Source organism: Oerskovia enterophila (genome assembly GCF_044748475.1).
In the GTDB taxonomy this organism is placed as follows: Bacteria; Actinomycetota; Actinomycetes; order Actinomycetales; family Cellulomonadaceae; genus Oerskovia; species Oerskovia enterophila.
Genome location: NZ_JBIVFZ010000006.1, coordinates 218,488 through 236,680, shown reverse-complemented (window position 1 = coordinate 236,680; position 18,193 = coordinate 218,488). Strand labels below are relative to the sequence as shown.

Genomic DNA, 18,193 nt, shown 5'->3' with positions numbered 1-18,193 from the left:
CCCGCCCCCCGCCCGCCCCCTCCCCCGCCCCCCGGCCTGCCCCTGCCCGCCCCACACCTGCATACCCCCGGGGGTTTTTTGGGTTAACCCACCACATTGGGGGGGCCAACCCCAAAACACCGCCCTCCTCTCGGAGGAGGAGACCCTGGGCTCCTGGTCCGCCCCTGCCACGACCCGGGCTCCATCGCCGGCCAAAGCGAGCCTCCGGGCCGGCACCAGCCCGCGTGGAGGCCGGACCCTGGTCGGCACCGTCGCCGCACGAGCCCCCCGGCCCACCCCTGCCCCTGCCCGCGGCCCTGCCCACGAGCTCATTGACGGCCCATGACCCCGGCCCGCGCCAAGCCCTCTGCCCGGCGAACACAGCCGGATCCCCAGGTCGTGTCGTGCGCGTAGCCACCACCATCGTGGTGGCTACGCGCACACACGAACCTCCCCTCGGGCGAGGAGACCCCGGCACCCGCGGCACCCAGCCCCTCACTCGCTGGACAGGACCTCCAGTGCTCCGGGCCGGGATCCGAGCACGCACCCAGGGGCTGATGTTCGGTGGCCCCCGCGCATCTGCCAGGGCCCGGCGAGGCCAGCCCGATCGCGCGCGAGACCGTTGTCACGGCTCCCTCGAAGTCCGTTGCTTCCGCGGTCGCCGTCGCGCAGCGCGGGCGTTCGCTCTGCAGCGCCGACTGGCGGTCGGCGCACCTCGCTCCGCGACAGGCCTGCTCGGCCTCCGACAGCGTCGCGCCGTGGAACGGCCGGTGCTGATGACTCGGGACAAGCCCTCCGCCACTGACAGTGCGCCTCTTCGCCGTGCTCGATCTCGGAGCCGTCGACAGTTTGTGCGCTGAAATCGACAGGTTGTGCAGAACGGGCCGGAGCGTGCTGCCGGGCGCGCTGTGATGGGTGCGCTGGGCTCCGGTGATGGGACACGAGGTGTGCCAGAGGAACCGCAGCTTCGCACGGACCAGGAACGACGGGGACGTCGCCCAGGTCCACGCGATCGATGTTGCCACGAGGGGGCATCTAGAGCGCGGCAGCACTTGAAGAGTCGAAGGAGACACACACGTGTACACCCGCAAGCGCGACGAAATGGGATGTCGATGAAGACTACGGCGGCACGACGAGGCCAGAAGATGACCAGAGGGGCAAAGGGAGCGGCGGCGCTCTCGGCGATCGCCCTGATCGCGGTTGCGGGATGCACCAGCGGCACCCCCGACGAGAACGAGACGAACGACTCGAGCGCCTTCACCACACGTGAGGTCACGGACGGCAAGACCGAGTTTGTGGTCGTCACGAACCCCGGTGACGGACCGGTCCTCTCCTACGGCGCGGACAGCGGTATCGAGCTCCTGACCGAGGAGGTCGACGGCAAGAAGCTGGCGTTCAAGGACATGAACGCCAACGGCTCCCTCGACACCTGGGAGGACTGGCGCGAGACCGCTCAGGACCGCGCGGCGGCCCTGAGCGAGGAGCTCACGGTCGAGCAGATCGCCGGTCTCATGCTGTTCAGCTCGCACGAGCGTTCCCAGGCGGACGGGCTCACCGACGCCCAGAAGGAGTACCTGAAGGACTCCCGCCTGCGCAACGTGCTGCACGCCGGCCCGAGCGACGTCCAGGCCACGGTCACGTGGGCGAACGCGATGCAGGCGTACACCGAGTCGCTGGCCACCGCCGACGAGCCGTACATCCCCGTGAACTTCGCCTCCGACCCCCGTTCGACGGCAGGCAGCGGCGGCTACAACGCCGAGGGCGCGGACATCTCGCGCTGGCCCTCCAACCTGGGTCTCGCCGCGACGTTCGACACCCAGCACATGGACGCGTTCGCCGAGATGTCGTCCGCGGAGTACCGCGCACTGGGCATCACGACGGCCCTGAGCCCGCAGATCGACCTGGCGACCGAGCCGCGCTGGCTGCGCGTCGGCGGCACGTTCGGCGAGGACGTCGACCAGAACACCGAGCTCGCGGCGTCCTACGTCACGGGCTACCAGGGCACGACGGGCCAGGACGGCTGGGGGCCGGAGTCGGTCAACTCGATGATCAAGCACTGGGCCGGTGACGGTCCGGGCGAGGGCGGCCGCGAGTCGCACACCGACGTCGGCAAGTACGGCGTGTACCCGGGCGACAACTTCGACGCCCACACCAAGGCGTTCCTCGGTTCGCTCGACTCGGCCGCGGTCATGACCGCGTACTCGATCGCTCTCGACGGCAACGGTGAGCCGCTGTTCGGCGAGCGTGTCGGCACGGCCTACGACGACGCGCGCATGAACCTGCTCCGCAAGGACAACAACTACCAGGGTGTCGTCGTCACCGACTGGAGCGTCACGACGTCCGTGACCGACCCCGACGCGAAGCTCGGCACCGCCTGGGGCGCGGGCGACCTGACGGTGGACCAGCGACACTACGAGATCCTCAAGACCGGGCACGACATGTTCGGCGGCAACAATGCGATCGAACCCGTGCTCGCAGCGCACGCGTTGTGGCAGGCGGACTTCGAGGCGGGCGTCAACGAGATCGACGCCGACTCCCGGTTCCGCGAGTCCGGTGCGCGCATCCTCACGATGTTCTTCAACCCGGGCCTGTACGAGAACGCCTACCTGGACCTCGACGAGTCCAAGAAGGTCCTCGCCTCCGACGACAAGATCGAGGCCGGCTACTCGGCGCAGCTCGACTCGGTCGTCATGCTGAAGAACGACGGCGAGACGATCTCGGCCTCCGACGCCGCGGCGTGGAAGGACAAGACCGTCTACATCCCGCGCAACTACAACACGGGCTTCGACGGAGCGTTCGGTCCTGGTGAGTACGTCGAGGGCGAGGGGATCGACGTCGAGGTCGCGAAGGAGTTCTTCGCAGAGGTCGTGACGGACGAGGCCGTGACCGACGCCGACGGCAAGGTCACGAGCTACACCGCTCCCGACCTGTCCGAGGTCGACCTCGTCCTGGTCGGGATGGACAGCCCGGACAGCGGCAGCAACTTCACCAAGGCCGGCCGCGACGCCACGACCGGTGAGTGGTACCCCCTGTCCCTGCAGTACCGCCCCTACACCGCCGACGGCGCGAACGTTCGCCAGACGTCCATCTCAGGTGACATCCTTGCCGACGGGAGCCGGGAGAACCGTTCGTACTTCGGCAAGACGTCGCGTATCGCGAACGAGTCCGACCTCGACGCGTTCGACCGTGCCGTCGCTGCGATCGAGGCCAGCGGCCAGGACATCCCGGTGGTCACCGTGCTCAAGGCCATCAACCCGGTCGTCCCGGCCGAGTTCGAGAGCCGGTCCGACGCGATCGTCGTGGGCTTCGGCACGAGCGACAAGGCGCTCATCGAGGTCGCCCTCGGTCTCTACGAGCCGCAGGGCCGCCTGCCGATGCAGTTCCCGAAGGACATGGACACGGTCGAGGCACAGCTCGAGGACGTGGCCAAGGACATGACGCCCTACACGGACGCCGCGGGCAACGCGTACGACTACGGCTTCGGCCTGAACTACTCGGGGCCGATCACCGACTGACGGCCACGCACCGGGTGGCCGTCGGCGCGAGCTGGCGGTCACCCGGGCGTCGGCGTGTCCATGGACGCGCCGACGCCCGGGCCGCGGGGTGTGCTCGTGGCCGGATCTCATCAAGGAGCAGAAGTGAAGCAGAACAAGGTGCTGACCACCGGCCTCGGCGTCGTGCTGGGCCTGACCGGGCTCTTCGGGCTCACCGCCTGCGGCAGCGGCGACAGCGACTCCGGCGCGAACGCCTCCGCGGAGCAGGCAGCCGATGTCGACATCAAGGACGACCTCGAGAACGCCAAGACGGCCGTGACGGACGCCCTGGCCGAGGACGACTCCTGGGCCCAGATCATGCTTGCCAGCGACGTCAAGGCCCCGACCGTCAAGTACGGCCTCCTCGTGGTGCCCTTCACGGCCTCGGACGCAGCGTCGCGCGTGCAGGGCACGGTCGACATCAAGGACGGCAAGTTCACGATCGAGGGTGACTCGGCCGCCACCGGCCAGACGTGGCAGATCGACCAGGACGGAAAGATCTCCGAGGTGTCGGAGTAGCTCTACGGAGCACCGCCCGGTCCCTGGCCAGACGACGTCCGCGGACCGGGCCGTCGACCAATCACGACGAGACGCTGGCAGTGCGTCACGTCCGCGGCGCAAGCCGGCGATCCCCATGACCTGATCGCTGCCCGCACTCGAGGAGGAATGCAGTGAACGCCAAGGCGAACAACGCCGACCGGCAGAAGAAGCCGATGTCGAACAAGAAGTACCTGTGGATCTGGGCCCCCGTGCTCGCCACGGTGACCGTCGTGACAGTCGTCGCGAACGTGGGCCTCAACGTCGCGGGCGGCTGGGTCGCGTCCCAGTTCGGCTCCGGTACGTACGAGTTCACGAACGCGCCCGAGTCTGCAGGCTGGGACACCGAGTACTACACGTCCGACTTCGGCAGCATCGAGGAGGTCGACGAGGCGGCCAAGTCCCTCGTCGAGGAGATCGCCGCAGGTGGCATCGTCCTGGCCAAGAACGAGGCGGGCACGCTTCCCCTGGCGACGAGCTCGCGCGTGACGATGCTGGGTCGCGCTGCCGCGGACCCGGTGTTCGGGGGCTCGGGCTCCGGCTCGGTCGACACGAACTCGGCCGTCACCGCCCGTGCCGGGCTGGAGAACGCCGGCTTCGAGGTGAACGACCAGGTCTTCACCACGATCGAGGCGTTCGCTGCGGAGAACCCTCGGGGGTACATCGAGATGGACCGCCCCGACATCTCCACCTATTACATCGGTGAGCTTCCGGTGGGCGAGTACGAGGCGCAGTCCGCGTCGTTCGCCGACTACTCCGACGCCGCCGTCGTGTTCGTCGGCCGGCCCGGTGGTGAGGGCGGCGACCTCACGCAGGACATGACCGGCTGGGACGACAACGCCGAGCCCGGTCAGCACCAGCTCGAGCTGAACCAGGACGAGAAGGACATGATCGAGCTCGCGAAGTCGAGCTTCGAGAACGTGGTCGTCGTGGTCAACTCCTCCACGACCATCGAGATGGGCGCCCTCCAGGACGACCCTGAGATCGACTCGATCCTGCTGGCCGGGTCGCCGGGCGCCACGGGCCTCAGCGCCCTGGGCCGCATCCTGGCGGGCGACGTGAACCCGTCCGGCCGTACCGCGGACCTCTGGGCGGCCGACTTCACGGCCGACCCGACGTTCGCCAACTTCGGTGAGTTCGTCTACGACAACATCGAGGCGTCCTTCCCGGTCCCCGCGATCGAGAAGGCCACCTCCAACGCCACGCTCACGTCCGACGCCCCGTTCGTGAACTACGCCGAGGGCATCTACTTCGGCTACCGCTACTACGAGACCGCCGCGGCCGAGGGCTTCATCGACTACGACGAGGCCGTCGTCTACCCCTTCGGGTACGGCCTGAGCTACTCCGACTTCGCCTGGAAGGTCGTCAGCACCGAGGCCGGCGAGGTCGACGGGAAGATCTCCGTGACGGTCGAGGTCACGAACACCGGCACGACCGCGGGCAAGGACGTCGTCGAGCTCTACTACAGCGCGCCCTACACGGCCGGCGGCATCGAGAAGTCGGAGGTTGTGCTCGGCGGCTTCACCAAGACCGGTCTGCTCGAGCCCGGCGCGAGCGAGACCGTCACGATCGACCTCGCGGTCGAGGAGATGGCCTCCTACGACCACCTCGACAACGCCGCGTACGTCCTCGAGGCGGGCGACTACGCCATCACGCTGCGCACAGACTCGCACACGGTCGCTCCGGGCACGGAGCCGATCACGTACACGGTCGACTCCGACGTCGTGTACTCCGGTGACAACCACCGCTCGACGGACCTCGCCGAGGTGACCAACCAGTTCGACGACGTCTCGGAGCAGTTCAGCGCCGAGCCGACCGACGGCAAGATCCTCATGATGTCCCGCGCGGACTTCGCGGGGACGTTCCCGAAGGCCCCGACCGCGGACATGCTCGTCGCCGACGAGGCAGTCCAGGAGGGCTTCGAGCCCTGGGACGACGAGGCTGCGGCCGCCGCGTTCGAGGGGGAGATGCCCGCGACCAGCGCCGAGACCGACCTGACGCTCGTCGACATGCGTGGCCTCGCGAAGGACGACCCGAAGTGGGACGAGCTGCTCGACTCGATCGCCGTCGGCGACATGACGAGCATGCTGCTCAACGGCGCCTACCAGACGGCCGCGATCGGCTCGATCGCCAAGCCGCAGACCGTCGAGCCCGACGGTCCGGCCGGGTTCTCCTCGTTCATCAACTCTTCGATCAACGGTGTCGCCTACCCGTCGGAGTTCCTCATCGCGCAGACGTGGGACGTCGAGCTCGGTGCGGCGATGGGCGAGATGCTCGGCAACGAGGCGATGTTCAAGGACATCAACGGCTGGTACGCCCCGGCGATCAACCTGCACCGCTCACCGTTCGGTGGTCGTAACTTCGAGTACTACTCGGAGGACCCGTTCCTCTCCGGCGCGATGGCGACCTCGGTGGCCAACGGGGCAGCGAGCAAGGGCATGTACACCACGCTCAAGCACTTCGCGCTCAACGAGCAGGAGACCAACCGCGTCAACAACGGCATCGCCACCTGGGCGACCGAGCAGACGATCCGCGAGATCTACCTCAAGCCGTTCGAGATGGCCGTGAAGAACATCTCCATGGACGTGCAGTACGTGTCCGACGCGGACGGCACGATCTCGGAGACGACGATCGGTGCAGGCGGCATCATGAGCTCGTTCAACCGCATCGGCGCCACCTGGGCCGGCGGCTCGGAGGCGCTCATGACGGACGTGCTGCGCAGCGAGTGGGGCTTCGAGGGCTTCGCGATCTCGGACTTCAACCTGTACCCGTACATGAGCCCGAACCAGGGCATCAGTGCGGGCACCGACCTCACCCTGACGTTCCAGCCGTCGAAGTCCTTCGTCGACACCACGTCGGCGAAGGCGGTCAGCGACATCCGGGAAGCGACCCACAACATCCTGTTCACGGTCGCGAACTCCAACGCCATGAACGGGCTCGCGCCCGGCGCGACCGTCAGCTACACGCCTCCGACCTGGGTCTACATCCAGATCGGCGCGACGGTGCTGATCGGTCTGCTCGTCCTGGCCGGTGGGTTCATGGTGACCCGCCGCGTCCTGCGGCACCGGAAGGCGGACTTGTCCGTCTCCACGTCAGAGCGGACCCCCGTCGGCGCTGACGTCTGACAGCCGACCTTCGCCCCCTTCTGAGCAGCCGACCCCCTCCAGCTGCTCAGGAGGGGGCGAAGGTCTTCCTGCTCCCGGTCACCCTCGCCCGGGGTGCGGCGCGTGCGGGTGCTCGAGGAGCTCGCTGACCGAGCGGCGGCAGTCCTCGGTCGGCGGCAGCTGCTCGGCCAGCGCGACGACCCAGCCCGCGAGCCTGCGCAGGGCCACGTTGTGGTCGTTCGACGCTGCGCGCAGGACGCTGAAGGCGTCGTCCGCGCTGACGTCGCACGTGAGGGCCACGATGCCTTTCGCCTGCTCGATCGTGGCACGGTGCTCGACGACCGCCCGGATCTGGTCCTGGGCCAGCGCTCCTGCCCGGTGAGCGAGGGGGGCGGTCAGGTCGGTCAGGTAGCCCATCACCTCGACGACCCGATGGGTCGTGCGATCCCTGCGTCCCTGCCCTACGAGGCACACCGTCCGCTCACGTCCACGGGCGGTCACGATGCGGTGCACGCTCGTGAAGGGTTCGCCGTCCTCACCGGCGCATCGAAGTGCCTCCTCGACGTCGGGACGCTCGTCGGGATGACGGTGGGCCAGGAACAGCTCGGTGGTGGGGGTGACGTCGTCGGGCTCGAAGCCGTGCAGGGCGTACGTCTGGCGCGACCACCACCAGCACCCGGACGCCAGGTCGTAGCGGAACTGGCCGACCGGGGGAGTGGCGACGGCGTCGCCGGAGCGTGACGCCGTGACCGGCTCGTGCCGGGAGGGGGCGATGGTCATGATGCGGTGCTCCTTCGGGTGCGGGCTCATCTCGGTGCTCGGCACCACCTCGTGCCCTCACTCGTCGAGGATCCCGCGTCCGGCGATCGGGCACCTCGACCGGAGGTCGTGAACTTGCGCGTCGCCGTACCGCAGGTGCAGTACGCGCCGTGGGTCTCGTCGTCGGCGCCTCCGTCGAAGCGATCGTCGGGTCCGCGATCGTCTCGGGGTGGCCTGGTCCGCTGGGACGAGGAACGCTACTCGGCGCGGGGCAGGAGGAACCCCAGGGCGACCAGGGCGAGGCCGAAGATCGTGAAGGTGCTTGCATAGGTGAGGATCGCGCGGTTGGCCCTGATCGCTTCGGTGGTCCATGCCAGGTCTTCGCCGTCCTGGTCGGCGTAGTACCAGACGGAGTCGTACATGAACCCGCCGTCGGAGCCGAAGGAGAGGAACACCCCGACGGCGACGAACGCGAGACCGGCGGCCACGATCGCGATCGGCCCCCACGGGATCTCGCGTCGTGGATGACGCACCGCCTCAGACATGTGTTCCCCCTGATCGTCGAACCGACGTGGGGAACCTACACCAGCCATGCGTCGGTCGACGCGGTACCGGGACGCTGTGTCGATCGGCAGGGGTACCACTCGACGTGCCCAGCAGCGGCGGTCGAGCCGTGCAGCAGAACGACGGCGGGCACCCTCCCCAGCGCGGTAGGTGACCGTGCTGATGATGGGACGATGTGTCTCATGACCGAGCTGACCCTGCACGACGCCGCGAAGCGCCAGGTGGTGCGCTCCAACCTGACCCTGACCGCGATACTGGTCCCGCTTCTCGGGCTGAACGCGCTCACGACCATGATCACGACGCGCAACGTCTGGCTGGCCCTCGGCTATCTGTGCCTCGTGCTCGCCATGGTCCCGCTGGTGTACTTTCTCGCGCGCCGTATGGCTGACCGGTCACGGGTCACGTTCGGCGACGGCTCCGTCACCATGCAGGGTTGGGGGCAGCCGAAGAGGTTCACGGTCGCCGACGTGGAACGTGTGGTCACCATCGACCAGATGGGGTTCATGGGCACCGCACCTACCCATCATCTCGTCGTGGTCGGGCCGCGAAAGCGCCTGCTCCTGCTCGTCGGGCAGATGTGGGACCGCGAGCAGCTCTCAGCCCTGGCGCTCGACCTCGCGCACCGCGGCGTCCCGCTCACGCCGATCCACCAGCCGGTCACTCCCGCACAGCTGCGCAGGCTCGATCCCCGCCTCGTTCCCTGGCGCCAGGCCCACCCCGTGGCCCTCAGCCTGCTGGTCGTGCTCGGCGTGCTCCTCGTCCTCGTCGCGGTGTTCGTCATGGTGGTCACGATCCTGGTCTGACCGACGTGACCGGGGGCGGCTGGCAGCCCGCGGCTCTCCTGACGTCACGAGCCTGTCCGGAGCGGGAGAGCATGATGCACCCCGGGACGAACGCGCCGAGCAGGACCGGGCCACCGACGAGCATCACGCCCCACACGAAGAGCGCGAGGTAGCCTGCGCCGGAGTTGCTCGTGGGATCGCTGTCGGCGTACGCGAGCAGGGCAACGCTCAGCACCCCCGCCGCGACCATCAGCGCGACCGGTATCCAGACCAGCGCCAGCGCCGTTCGCCGGTACCCACGCGTGAACGCCGCAGGCGGGATCGCTGGCCGCGGCGGGTAGCTCGGGTACGGGGCACCGGTGTAGGGGTAGCCGAGGGGAACGGGCCCCGTCGACGGGTCCGCCGGAACGGGGTGGACGGGTGGTTTCGTCATGGTTCTCTCCTGATCTCGACCTGGGCCGGCCCGTAGCGGGCCCCCTGGTGTGTTCCCGGCGGGTGCTCAGACGAACCGCCTTCAGCGGCCTCGGTGCTCCGTGGCCTTCGCTCGGGCAGCAAACCTGGGGTCATCATCCGTCGTGGCTGGCGGTCCTGGTGACGTCGTCCGGAAGCGCGTCCGGGACCGCGCCCGGCCAGTCACCCTCGCGGGCAAGCCTCTTGAGATTGAGGGCGCCCTCGGGGCTGTCCTCGGACAGGGGGACGACGAGGGTGTTGTGCTGGGCGCTCTCCCGGACCGGCCCGTCCGTCCACCCAGCACCGGCGCCGCTCGCGGACAGGTCGAAGTACGGATCGCCGTCGCCGGTGCTGGTCCTGATCTCGATCTGCGTGTTCGGCATGTGCCCCTCGCCGACCGACCAGACCGACCAGACGACGAAGTCGACCAGCAGGTCGCCGTAGTCCACGACGTAGCCGGGCTCGATGGTGAGGGCGACCGTGTAGCCGGTGTTCCCCTTGACGTTGGGTCTACCACCACCGGTGAACTCGGTGACAGCGATACCCGAGATCGCTTCGATGGACGCTCGAGCCTCGTCGAGAGTCTGTCCGGTCTCCGCATCGTGCGGAATCGTCTCCGCAGCGCTCTGCGGCTCTCCGGGGCTCGGCGGGCCCGAGCTGCACCCCGAGAGCGCGATGGTGAGGGCGACGACGGATGTCAGGGCGCGTCGTCGGGTGATCTTCATGCGAGGTGGGCTCCAGTCGTGTCGCGGATGGCTGCGGCCGGGGAAAGTCGGCTCCAGGCTGTGTGCTCAGCGCTCGTAGGGCTTCGCCCACCAGTCGTGATAGACGGAGACGTGGGTTTCGCTGCCGGTCCGCATGCGCAGCGCCATGTACGCGTCCCACCGGTACTCCTCCTGGTCGAGACCGTCCCCGGGGGCCTGTAGCTCCGTGAGGTACTCCCGCGGCATCTCGAGCTCGTCGGCAAGACACGCCACGTCCCCCCAGGAGGGGCCCACGACCGCCCCCACCTCCCCGAAGTCGACGAACCCGTCGTCACGGTCGATGCTCGCGCCCACGAGGCCCAGGTCGCAGCCGTCGAACGCCGTCGTCACCGCACGGATGTTCGCGCGGCGCTCACGATCTGGGCGTGTCGCGACGTGCACGACGACCGCGGCGACGGCGACGAGAACCAGCACGAGCGATACCGCGAGTGGGACCAGCCATCGCCGTCGGCGACGAGTCGAGCTCGCGAGGGATGGTGCGAGACCCACGGTCGCGCGCGGGTCGGGGGGCAGAGCCATGGTTCTCCTGCACGTGATTCGTAGGAACTAGCAGGGCTCGTCACCGTCACCAGGCAGGCGCCGTGCACCACCCACGGCTCGACCCCCGACAAGGCGGGGCGCTGCGCACGCCGCGCGACACCCCGCCTTGTCGTGCGTGGCCTAGCCGATGAACGTCCTCCATGCACCGCAGTCCTTGATCGGGCCGCCGGCCGAGACGTCCTGTCGGCACGCGCGCACGGAGACCGACTCGCCCCGTGAGATGCCACCGGGGAACCAGGTGACGCTCGAGCCCACACCGTCGCTCGCCCTGTAGGTCTTGGTGGTCCCGTCGAACGTCACCTGCGCGACGGCGCTGGCGCCGTCCTTGCGGTTGTCGATGACCTTGACGTATGCGCTGTGATACCCCGGGTCGTTGGGGGCGAAGGTCGCCTTCGCGTAGCTGCCCGCACTGTAGACAGTGCCCGACGTGCCCGCGGAGGCACCGCTTGCCGTCGCGAGCAGCAGTGCGCAGGCCGTGAAGACCGCTGCGGCGATTCGTCGAGTTCTCAAGACGGCTCCTTCGTCGTCGCGCTTCGAGCTGGACGCGACGGTCGATCGTGACGGTGGGCTTCGAGGATCTTCGCACCCGGCAGCACCAACGGGCGATGGGCACTGGTACCCATCCGGTCGCTCGACGAACCACGCCGGCCCGGCGCGACGGGGCCGTGCCGCGGTCGCCTCAGGCGCGCAGAGCCGCTGATGTCCAGGCGCCTCTGGGATGTGTCGTACAGCACCTGGCCGTTTCGAGGTGCTTCTGGATGCCTACGTGAAACGGTCGTCACATCTGGCCGCTCTGAGAGGGGCGAGATGGAGTGCTTCCGCAGGTCACGGGCCTGACGTAGAGGTGCCCCGGGTGGGATTCGAACCCACACTGGATCGGGTTTGAGCCGAACGCCTCTGCCGGTTGGGCTACCGGGGCATCGACCGTCAGGGGACCTCAAGGGGCCCGCTGCGGTGCGTGGACCATCGAACCACAGAACCGGGACGAAACGAGAATCACACCCGTCCAGCGGGGCGCCCGGGGTGTTCTCCCACTACGATGAGGGACGTGAGTGACGACAACGCGCAGCCCGATGCCACGGCACCGCTCGACCTGCCCCCCCTGATCCAGCCCGAACCGAGCGCCGTGGCCGAGGCCGCGCCCGCGCCGTCGGGCGCCCGTCCTGCTCGTCGAGCGGTCGTCGCCGAGGACGAGGCCCTGATCCGCATGGACGTCGTCGAGACGCTCCGCGAGGCAGGTTTCGACGTCGTCGGGGAGGCGGGCGACGGTGAGACCGCGGTCAAGCTGGCCCTCGAGCTCAAGCCGGACGTCGTCGTCATGGACGTCAAGATGCCCGAGCTGGACGGTATCTCGGCCGCCGAGCGGATCGGCAAGGCGCACGTCGCGCCCGTCGTCCTGCTGACCGCCTTCTCCCAGACGGAGCTCGTCGAGCGCGCACGCGACGCAGGAGCCATGGCGTACGTCGTCAAGCCGTTCAGCCCCTCGGACCTGCTGCCCGCCGTGGAGATCGCGATCTCCCGCTACTCGCAGATCAGCGCCCTCGAGTCCGAGGTCGCGGACCTGGCCGAGCGCTTCGAGACCCGCAAGCGCGTCGACCGCGCGAAGGGCCTGCTCATGACCAAGATGGGGCTGTCGGAGCCCGAGTCGTTCCGGTGGATCCAGAAGACCTCGATGGACCGTCGCCTCACCATGCGTGAGGTCGCGGACGCCGTGATCGAGCAGGTCGGCGGCGCCTGATCCGGCATGCTCATCGCCCGGGATCGGCCTGTGAACTGCCCCTTTGTTCGGGACGCTCAACAAGGCTATCGTCATGGACAGGTGTCCAGTTCGACGAACCGGGCACTCACGAAGCATCAGTCGATCGATGACCGGGGGCGCTCGTCGGTGGCAGGTAGCTCGTCTGCCACCGGGGTGCTCCGAGGTCGGAGGATCCTATGAGGAGGTTCCACGTGCGTGCAGCAGTTGTGGTCAGGCCTGCGGTCGGCGACGACCTTCCTGGCGTCGCCGTGCTGTGTGCCGAGGCGCGTCGTGAGTCCGCTGCGGGGCCCCAGGTCTGCCTCTCGGACGAGTCCAAGCTCGTCCGCCAGCTGAGCGTCCTCCTCGCGGTCCCGGGCGGATCGATCCTCGTGGCCTTCCAGGACGACGTCCCTGTCGGGTTCCTCCTCGCCCGCGCCCTCGAGCCGCACATCTTCAACGACGAGCCGAGCCTCTACATCGAGGCCCTCTACGTCTCGCAGGACGCGCGCCGTCGTGGGGTCGGGCACGCGCTGCTCACCGCGACGGCCGAGCTCGCGGCCCAGACCGGCGCGGTCGACGTCTTCTCCGTGCCCATCCCGGGCTCGCGCGGCGTCCAGCGCTTCCTCGCCCGGCTCGGGTTCGCGCCGGCCGCCGGTCACCGTGTGGTCTCCACGTCGGTGCTCCAGCGCCGCCTCGCGGCGGACTCGGGCACCTCGCGTCGCGGGACCCGTGGTCTCGAGGACCTCATCGCCCGCCGCCGCAAGGCCCGGACCGAGGGGCAGACCGGCCCCGTCGACCTGCGTGCCTTCCAGGAGGACCTCCGCGAGTCGACGGCCCCGCTCGTGAGCGAGACCGCGGCCCGCTGACCCAGCCGGAGACCACGAGAGGCCCGGCGCGAAGGACGACCTTCGCGCCGGGCCTCTCTCGTTGCAGTGGTCAGCGGCCGTCGAGCACCATGCACGTGAGCCGGGCCGTGCAGACGCGCCGGGCCTCGTCGTCGACCACGACGATCTCGTAGCTCGCGGTCGTCCGCCCCAGGTGCAGAGCCGTCGCGACGCCGTGCACCGACCCTGAACGCACCCCCCGGTGGTGCGTGGCGTTGATCTCGATGCCCACGGCCGCGCGCCCCTCGCCCGCGTGGATCTGCGCCGCGATCGACCCGAGGGTCTCGGCGAGGACCACCGAGGCGCCGCCGTGCAGGAGCCCCGCCGGCTGGGTGTTTCCCGCGACCGGCATGCTGCCGGTGACGCGGTCGGGCGCGACCTCGACGAGCGTGATGCCCATGCGTTCGATGAGTGTCCCCGCGGTGCTGGCCCGCAGCGCCGCGAGTGCCGCGTCGTCGGGGAAGGTGGTCGGGCTCTCGGCTCCGTGCGTGTCAGTCATAGCGGATAGGTTTGCACTCGTGACCACCACCTCGCGACCTCGCCTCCTGCTGATCGACGGACACTCGATGGCCTACCGGGCCTATTTCGCCCTGCCGGTCGAGAAGTTCTCGACGACCACGGGGCAGTCGACGAACGCCGTCTACGGGTTCGTCTCGATGCTGACGAACCTGCTGCGCGACGAGAAGCCGACGCACGTCGCAGTCGCGTTCGACGCCGGGCGCGCCTCGTTCCGCACCGAGGTCCTGCCGACCTACAAGGGCACGCGCGACGCGAGCCCCGAGCCCTTCAAGGGGCAGGTCCCGCTCATCAAGGACATCCTCGCGACGCTCAACATCCCGGTCCTGCAGAAGGAGAACTACGAGGCGGACGACATCTTCGCGACCCTCGCGACGCAGGCGGCGGCTGCGGGAATGGAGGTCCTGGTCTGCTCGGGCGACCGGGACTCGTTCCAGCTCGTCGACGAGAACGTGACCGTGCTCTACCCCAAGGTCGGCGTCTCGACCCTGGCGCGCATGACCCCGGACGCGGTCCTCGAGAAGTACGGCGTCCCCCCCGAGCGCTACCCGGACCTCGCGGCCCTCGTCGGTGAGACGAGCGACAACCTGCCGGGCATCCCGGGCGTGGGCCCCAAGACGGCCGCCAAGTGGATCAACGCGTACGACGGCCTGGACGGCGTGCTCGAGTCGGCCGACAAGATCACGGGCAAGGCGGGGGAGAACCTGCGGGCCAACCTCGACCAGGTGCGGCTCAACCGTCAGCTCAACGCGCTGCTGACGGACATGGAGCTCCCGCTGGGCCCCGACGACCTGCTGGTCCAGCCCTGGGACCGCGAGTCCATGCACCGCGTGTTCGACGCCCTGGAGTTCACGGCCCTGCGCGAGCGCCTGTTCGCGCTCGCCCCGGAGGGCGAGGAGGACGTCGAGGAGGGCTTCGACGTCTCGCTCGCCGTGCTCGCGCAGGGCGAGCTCGGTGGCTGGCTCACGTCCCGCAAGGAGCGCCCCGTGGGCCTCGTGGTCGCGGGCAAGGCCGCCCCGGTGGGCGGGGACGCGTGGTCGCTCGCGGTCGCGGACGACGGCGCCGCAGCGGTCGCGGTGGACCTCGCCGACGTCGCGGTCGTCGACGAGCAGGCCCTGTCCGCGTGGCTCGCGGACACCGACGCACCCAAGGTGGTCCACGGGGCCAAGGCCACGTGGCACGAGCTCGCGGCACGCGGGTTCGACCTGCAGGGCGTGGTCTTCGACACCGAGCTCGCGGCGTACCTGTGCCACCCGGACCAGCGGGGCTACGACCTGGGCGACCTCGCGATCCGTCACCTCAAGCGCGAGCTGCGGGTCGAGGCGGTCGACGACGAGCCCCAGGGAGCGCTCGACCTCTCGCTCGACGGCTCGGGCGAGGACAAGCGGGACGCGGTGCGCGCAGCAGGAGTCCTCGACCTCTCGGAGGTGCTCGTGGGCGAGCTGCGGGACCGCGGCGCGGACCACCTGCTCAAGGACCTCGAGCTGCCCCTCGTCGACGTGCTCGCCCGCATGGAGTCGCGCGGCATCGCCGCGGACGTCGAGTACCTGACCGAGCTCGAGAAGCACTTCAGCGAGCTCGTCGCGACCGCCGCGACCGAGGCGTACGACGTGATCGGGCGTGAGGTGAACCTGGGCTCGCCCAAGCAGCTCCAGGAGGTCCTGTTCGACCAGCTGGGCATGCCCAAGACCAAGAAGATCAAGACCGGCTACACCACGGACGCGGCAGCCCTCGCGGACCTGTTCGCCAAGACGGGGCACCCGTTCCTCGAGCACCTGCTCGCGCACCGCGACGCCACGCGCCTGCGCCAGACGGTCGAGGGGCTGCTCAAGTCGGTCGCCCCCGACGGGCGCATCCACACGACGTTCCAGCAGACCATCGCGGCGACCGGGCGGCTCAGCTCGACCGACCCGAACCTGCAGAACATCCCCATCCGCACCGAGGCCGGCCGGCGGATCCGCCGGGCGTTCGTGGTGGGCGAGGGCTACGAGACCCTGCTGACCGCGGACTACAGCCAGATCGAGATGCGGATCATGGCGCACCTGTCGGGCGACGAGGGCCTCATCGAGGCGTTCCGCTCCGGCGAGGACCTGCACAGCTACGTGGGCTCGCGCGTGTTCGACGTCCCGACGGACCAGGTCACCCCCGCCATGCGCTCCAAGATCAAGGCCATGTCCTACGGCCTCGCCTACGGTCTGTCCTCGTTCGGCCTCTCGCAGCAGCTCAACATCTCGGTGGGTGAGGCCGCGGGCCTCATGGAGGACTACTTCAAGCGCTTCGGCGGCGTGCGCGACTACCTCACGGGCGTCGTCGACGAGGCCCGGGTCACGGGCTACACCGCGACCATCCTGGGGCGTCGCCGCTATCTGCCGGACCTCACGAGCGACAACCGTCAGCGCCGCGACATGGCCGAGCGCATGGCGCTCAACGCCCCCATCCAGGGCAGCGCCGCCGACATCATCAAGGTCGCGATGCTGGGCGTCCAGCGCGCGATCGACGAGCAGGACCTCCGTTCGCGCCTGCTGCTCCAGGTCCACGACGAGCTCGTGGTCGAGGTCGCACCGGGGGAGCGGGACACCGTCGAGGAGCTCCTGCGCCGCGAGATGGGCGCCGCAGCCGAGCTCTCGGTGCCGCTCGACGTCTCGGTGGGCGCAGGGCGCACCTGGCACGACGCCGGCCACTGACACCCGGTCCGCCGTCGGCGGGAGAGCGCAGGGCCGTCCGCTGTCAGCGGGCGGCCCTGCGCCGTCGGAGGCTCAGGACCGCGTGAAGCGCGAGCCGCCGTACTTCTTGTGGACGGCCTGGCGGCTGACCCCGAGGATCGTCGCGATCGCCGCCCAGGGGATCCCGCGGGACCGTGCGCGGCGGACGACGAGCGCCTCGCGCCGGTCGGCCTCGTCCCGGAGGTCGCGGAGCGCAGCGAGCGCACGCAGCGGGTCGTCGTCGTCGGCCGCGCGGACGAGCATCGTCATGTCGGGCTCCTTCATCGGTTCCTCCGGTGGCGGGTCTCCCCGGTCCAGGTGGCGAGCAGCCGCCACCTTGTCAACATAGGTTGACGTCCGACGAGTCGTCAATCCTGGTTGACGCCCCTCGCTGCGACAGCCGCCTGTGGGTCAGCCTGCGCTGCGGGTCCGGAAGATCGCGGTACCGGGCAGGTACGCGCCCCGCACCGGCCCCCAGCCGCCCCAGACCTCCTGGTTGTCGGCCGGCCACTCGGGCTCCACGACGTCCTCGATCAGGAGTCCGGCGGCGACGACCTCGCGGACGTGGTCGCCGAACGTGCGGTGGTACTCGGCGTAGGCGACCCGCCCGGCGGTGTCGGTCTCGACGTAGGGGCGACGGTCGAAGTACGAGCGGTTCGCCGTCAGCCCGTGCGTGCTCGGGTCGTCGGGGAAGGCCCAGCGCAGCGGATGGGTCACCGAGAAGACCCACGAACCCCCGGGGCGCAGGACGCGAGCGACCTCGCGGTGGATCGCTCCGGCGTCGGGCACGAAGGGGATGGCGCCGAACGAGGTGAAGGCGACGTCGAAGCTCGCGTCGGCGAACGGGAGACGCCGGGCGTCCGCCTGGACCAGCGGGACCGGGACCCCGGTCGAGGCGTTGAGCGCGGCCCCTCTGCCCAGCATGCCGCCCGACACGTCGGTCGCGACGACCGCGACGCCGCGCGCGGCGAGCCAGCGCGAGCACTGCGCGGCGCCCGCGCCGACCTCGAGCACGCGCCGCCCGTCCAGGTCTCCCAGGAGGTGGGCGTCGGCCTCGCGGAGCCCCTCGGGGCACCAGCAGAAGTCGACCGCCCCCAGGAAGTCCCCGTGCTCGTCGAGGTACTCCTCGGCGTTGGCGTCCCACCAGGTGCGACCCGCGGCGCCGCCCTGCTCCGCCGGGACGTCCCGGTACCCGACCGATCCGATCGTCTCATCCGTCATGCATCTATCGTCTCGCGACGAGGGGCCTGCGTCAGCATCCGCCCAGGTGGTCGATAGGGTAGGGGCTGGTCGGTCGAGCGATGGCGCTGGTCCGCCTTCCGACGATCACTCATCACGAGA

Annotated in this window: 16 protein-coding genes and 1 tRNA gene; 7 read left to right on the top strand and 10 right to left on the bottom strand. The window is 69.6% G+C overall.

The genetic code is table 11. The features are described from left to right. Positions 1-1,124: 1,124 nt before the first annotated feature. The 3 genes from ACIPWA_RS18570 (at position 1,125) to ACIPWA_RS18560 (ending at position 7,174) form a co-directional block, all read left to right on the top strand. On the top strand, positions 1,125-3,494 hold the full coding sequence (locus tag ACIPWA_RS18570; RefSeq protein WP_235534165.1) for a glycoside hydrolase family 3 N-terminal domain-containing protein: 2,370 nt from the start codon (positions 1,125-1,127) through the stop codon (positions 3,492-3,494). Between the two features lie 123 nt (positions 3,495-3,617). Then, a complete protein-coding gene (locus ACIPWA_RS18565; RefSeq protein ID WP_056651503.1) occupies positions 3,618-4,031 on the top strand; it encodes a hypothetical protein in 414 nt (137 codons plus the stop codon). Positions 4,032-4,183: 152 nt separating this feature from the next. Next, positions 4,184-7,174, top strand: a complete 2,991-nt coding sequence (locus ACIPWA_RS18560; RefSeq protein WP_400292059.1) for a glycoside hydrolase family 3 C-terminal domain-containing protein — start codon at positions 4,184-4,186, stop codon at positions 7,172-7,174. Positions 7,175-7,252: 78 nt separating this feature from the next. On the opposite strand, the gene ACIPWA_RS18555 is transcribed toward ACIPWA_RS18560, so the two are convergent. Together ACIPWA_RS18555 and ACIPWA_RS18550 are read right to left on the bottom strand one after the other, a co-directional pair. After that, positions 7,253-7,933, bottom strand: coding sequence for a PAS and ANTAR domain-containing protein (locus tag ACIPWA_RS18555; protein ID WP_400292057.1), 681 nt, complete (start codon positions 7,931-7,933; stop codon positions 7,253-7,255). Positions 7,934-8,169: 236 nt separating this feature from the next. Beyond that, on the bottom strand, positions 8,170-8,457 hold the full coding sequence (locus ACIPWA_RS18550) for a hypothetical protein (RefSeq protein WP_056761917.1): 288 nt from the start codon (positions 8,455-8,457) through the stop codon (positions 8,170-8,172). Positions 8,458-8,658: 201 nt separating this feature from the next. On the opposite strand from ACIPWA_RS18550, the gene ACIPWA_RS18545 reads away from it, so the two are divergent. Next, a complete protein-coding gene (locus tag ACIPWA_RS18545; protein WP_400292055.1) occupies positions 8,659-9,279 on the top strand; it encodes a hypothetical protein in 621 nt (206 codons plus the stop codon). Here ACIPWA_RS18545 and ACIPWA_RS18540 read toward each other — a convergent pair. The 5 genes from ACIPWA_RS18540 to ACIPWA_RS18520 all read right to left on the bottom strand — a co-directional run bounded on the left by ACIPWA_RS18540 (position 9,263) and on the right by ACIPWA_RS18520 (position 11,931). Then, positions 9,263-9,691 carry a hypothetical protein gene (locus ACIPWA_RS18540; RefSeq protein ID WP_400292052.1) on the bottom strand — a complete coding sequence of 143 codons (429 nt, stop codon included), beginning with the start codon at positions 9,689-9,691 and terminating at the stop codon, positions 9,263-9,265. The two genes, ACIPWA_RS18545 and ACIPWA_RS18540, sit on opposite strands and share 17 nt — an antisense overlap. 133 nt (positions 9,692-9,824) lie before the next feature. After that, complete coding sequence (locus tag ACIPWA_RS18535; RefSeq protein WP_400292049.1) at positions 9,825-10,433, bottom strand: hypothetical protein; 609 nt, start codon at positions 10,431-10,433, stop codon at positions 9,825-9,827. A 66-nt stretch (positions 10,434-10,499) separates the two neighbouring features. Next, entirely contained in the window at positions 10,500-10,991 is a 492-nt protein-coding gene (locus tag ACIPWA_RS18530) for a hypothetical protein (RefSeq protein WP_400292046.1), read from the bottom strand. Between the two features lie 141 nt (positions 10,992-11,132). Then, entirely contained in the window at positions 11,133-11,522 is a 390-nt protein-coding gene (locus ACIPWA_RS18525; RefSeq protein WP_068708887.1) for a hypothetical protein, read from the bottom strand. 335 nt (positions 11,523-11,857) lie between these two features. Further along, a tRNA-Leu gene (locus ACIPWA_RS18520) sits at positions 11,858-11,931 on the bottom strand. Between the two features lie 120 nt (positions 11,932-12,051). Between ACIPWA_RS18520 and ACIPWA_RS18515 the strand changes: the two genes are divergently transcribed. Next, positions 12,052-12,750 (top strand): ANTAR domain-containing response regulator, encoded by a 699-nt coding sequence (locus tag ACIPWA_RS18515; RefSeq protein ID WP_139107620.1) that lies wholly within the window; start codon positions 12,052-12,054, stop codon positions 12,748-12,750. Between the two features lie 212 nt (positions 12,751-12,962). After that, complete coding sequence (locus tag ACIPWA_RS18510) at positions 12,963-13,616, top strand: GNAT family N-acetyltransferase (RefSeq protein ID WP_056651528.1); 654 nt, start codon at positions 12,963-12,965, stop codon at positions 13,614-13,616. Positions 13,617-13,686: 70 nt separating this feature from the next. Here the strand turns inward: ACIPWA_RS18510 and ACIPWA_RS18505 are convergent, their stop codons facing one another. Further along, positions 13,687-14,133: a hotdog fold thioesterase gene (locus ACIPWA_RS18505; protein ID WP_056761907.1), complete on the bottom strand. Its 447-nt coding sequence runs from the start codon at positions 14,131-14,133 to the stop codon at positions 13,687-13,689. 67 nt (positions 14,134-14,200) lie between these two features. Between ACIPWA_RS18505 and polA the strand changes: the two genes are divergently transcribed. Further along, positions 14,201-16,834, top strand: coding sequence for a DNA polymerase I (gene polA, locus ACIPWA_RS18500; RefSeq protein WP_400292070.1), 2,634 nt, complete (start codon positions 14,201-14,203; stop codon positions 16,832-16,834). Positions 16,835-16,906: 72 nt separating this feature from the next. Here polA and ACIPWA_RS18495 read toward each other — a convergent pair whose 3' ends face one another. After that, entirely contained in the window at positions 16,907-17,122 is a 216-nt protein-coding gene (locus ACIPWA_RS18495; RefSeq protein WP_225220676.1) for a helix-turn-helix domain-containing protein, read from the bottom strand. 141 nt (positions 17,123-17,263) lie between these two features. Continuing rightward, positions 17,264-18,073: a class I SAM-dependent methyltransferase gene (locus ACIPWA_RS18490; RefSeq protein WP_400292042.1), complete on the bottom strand. Its 810-nt coding sequence runs from the start codon at positions 18,071-18,073 to the stop codon at positions 17,264-17,266. Positions 18,074-18,193: the final 120 nt, after the last annotated feature.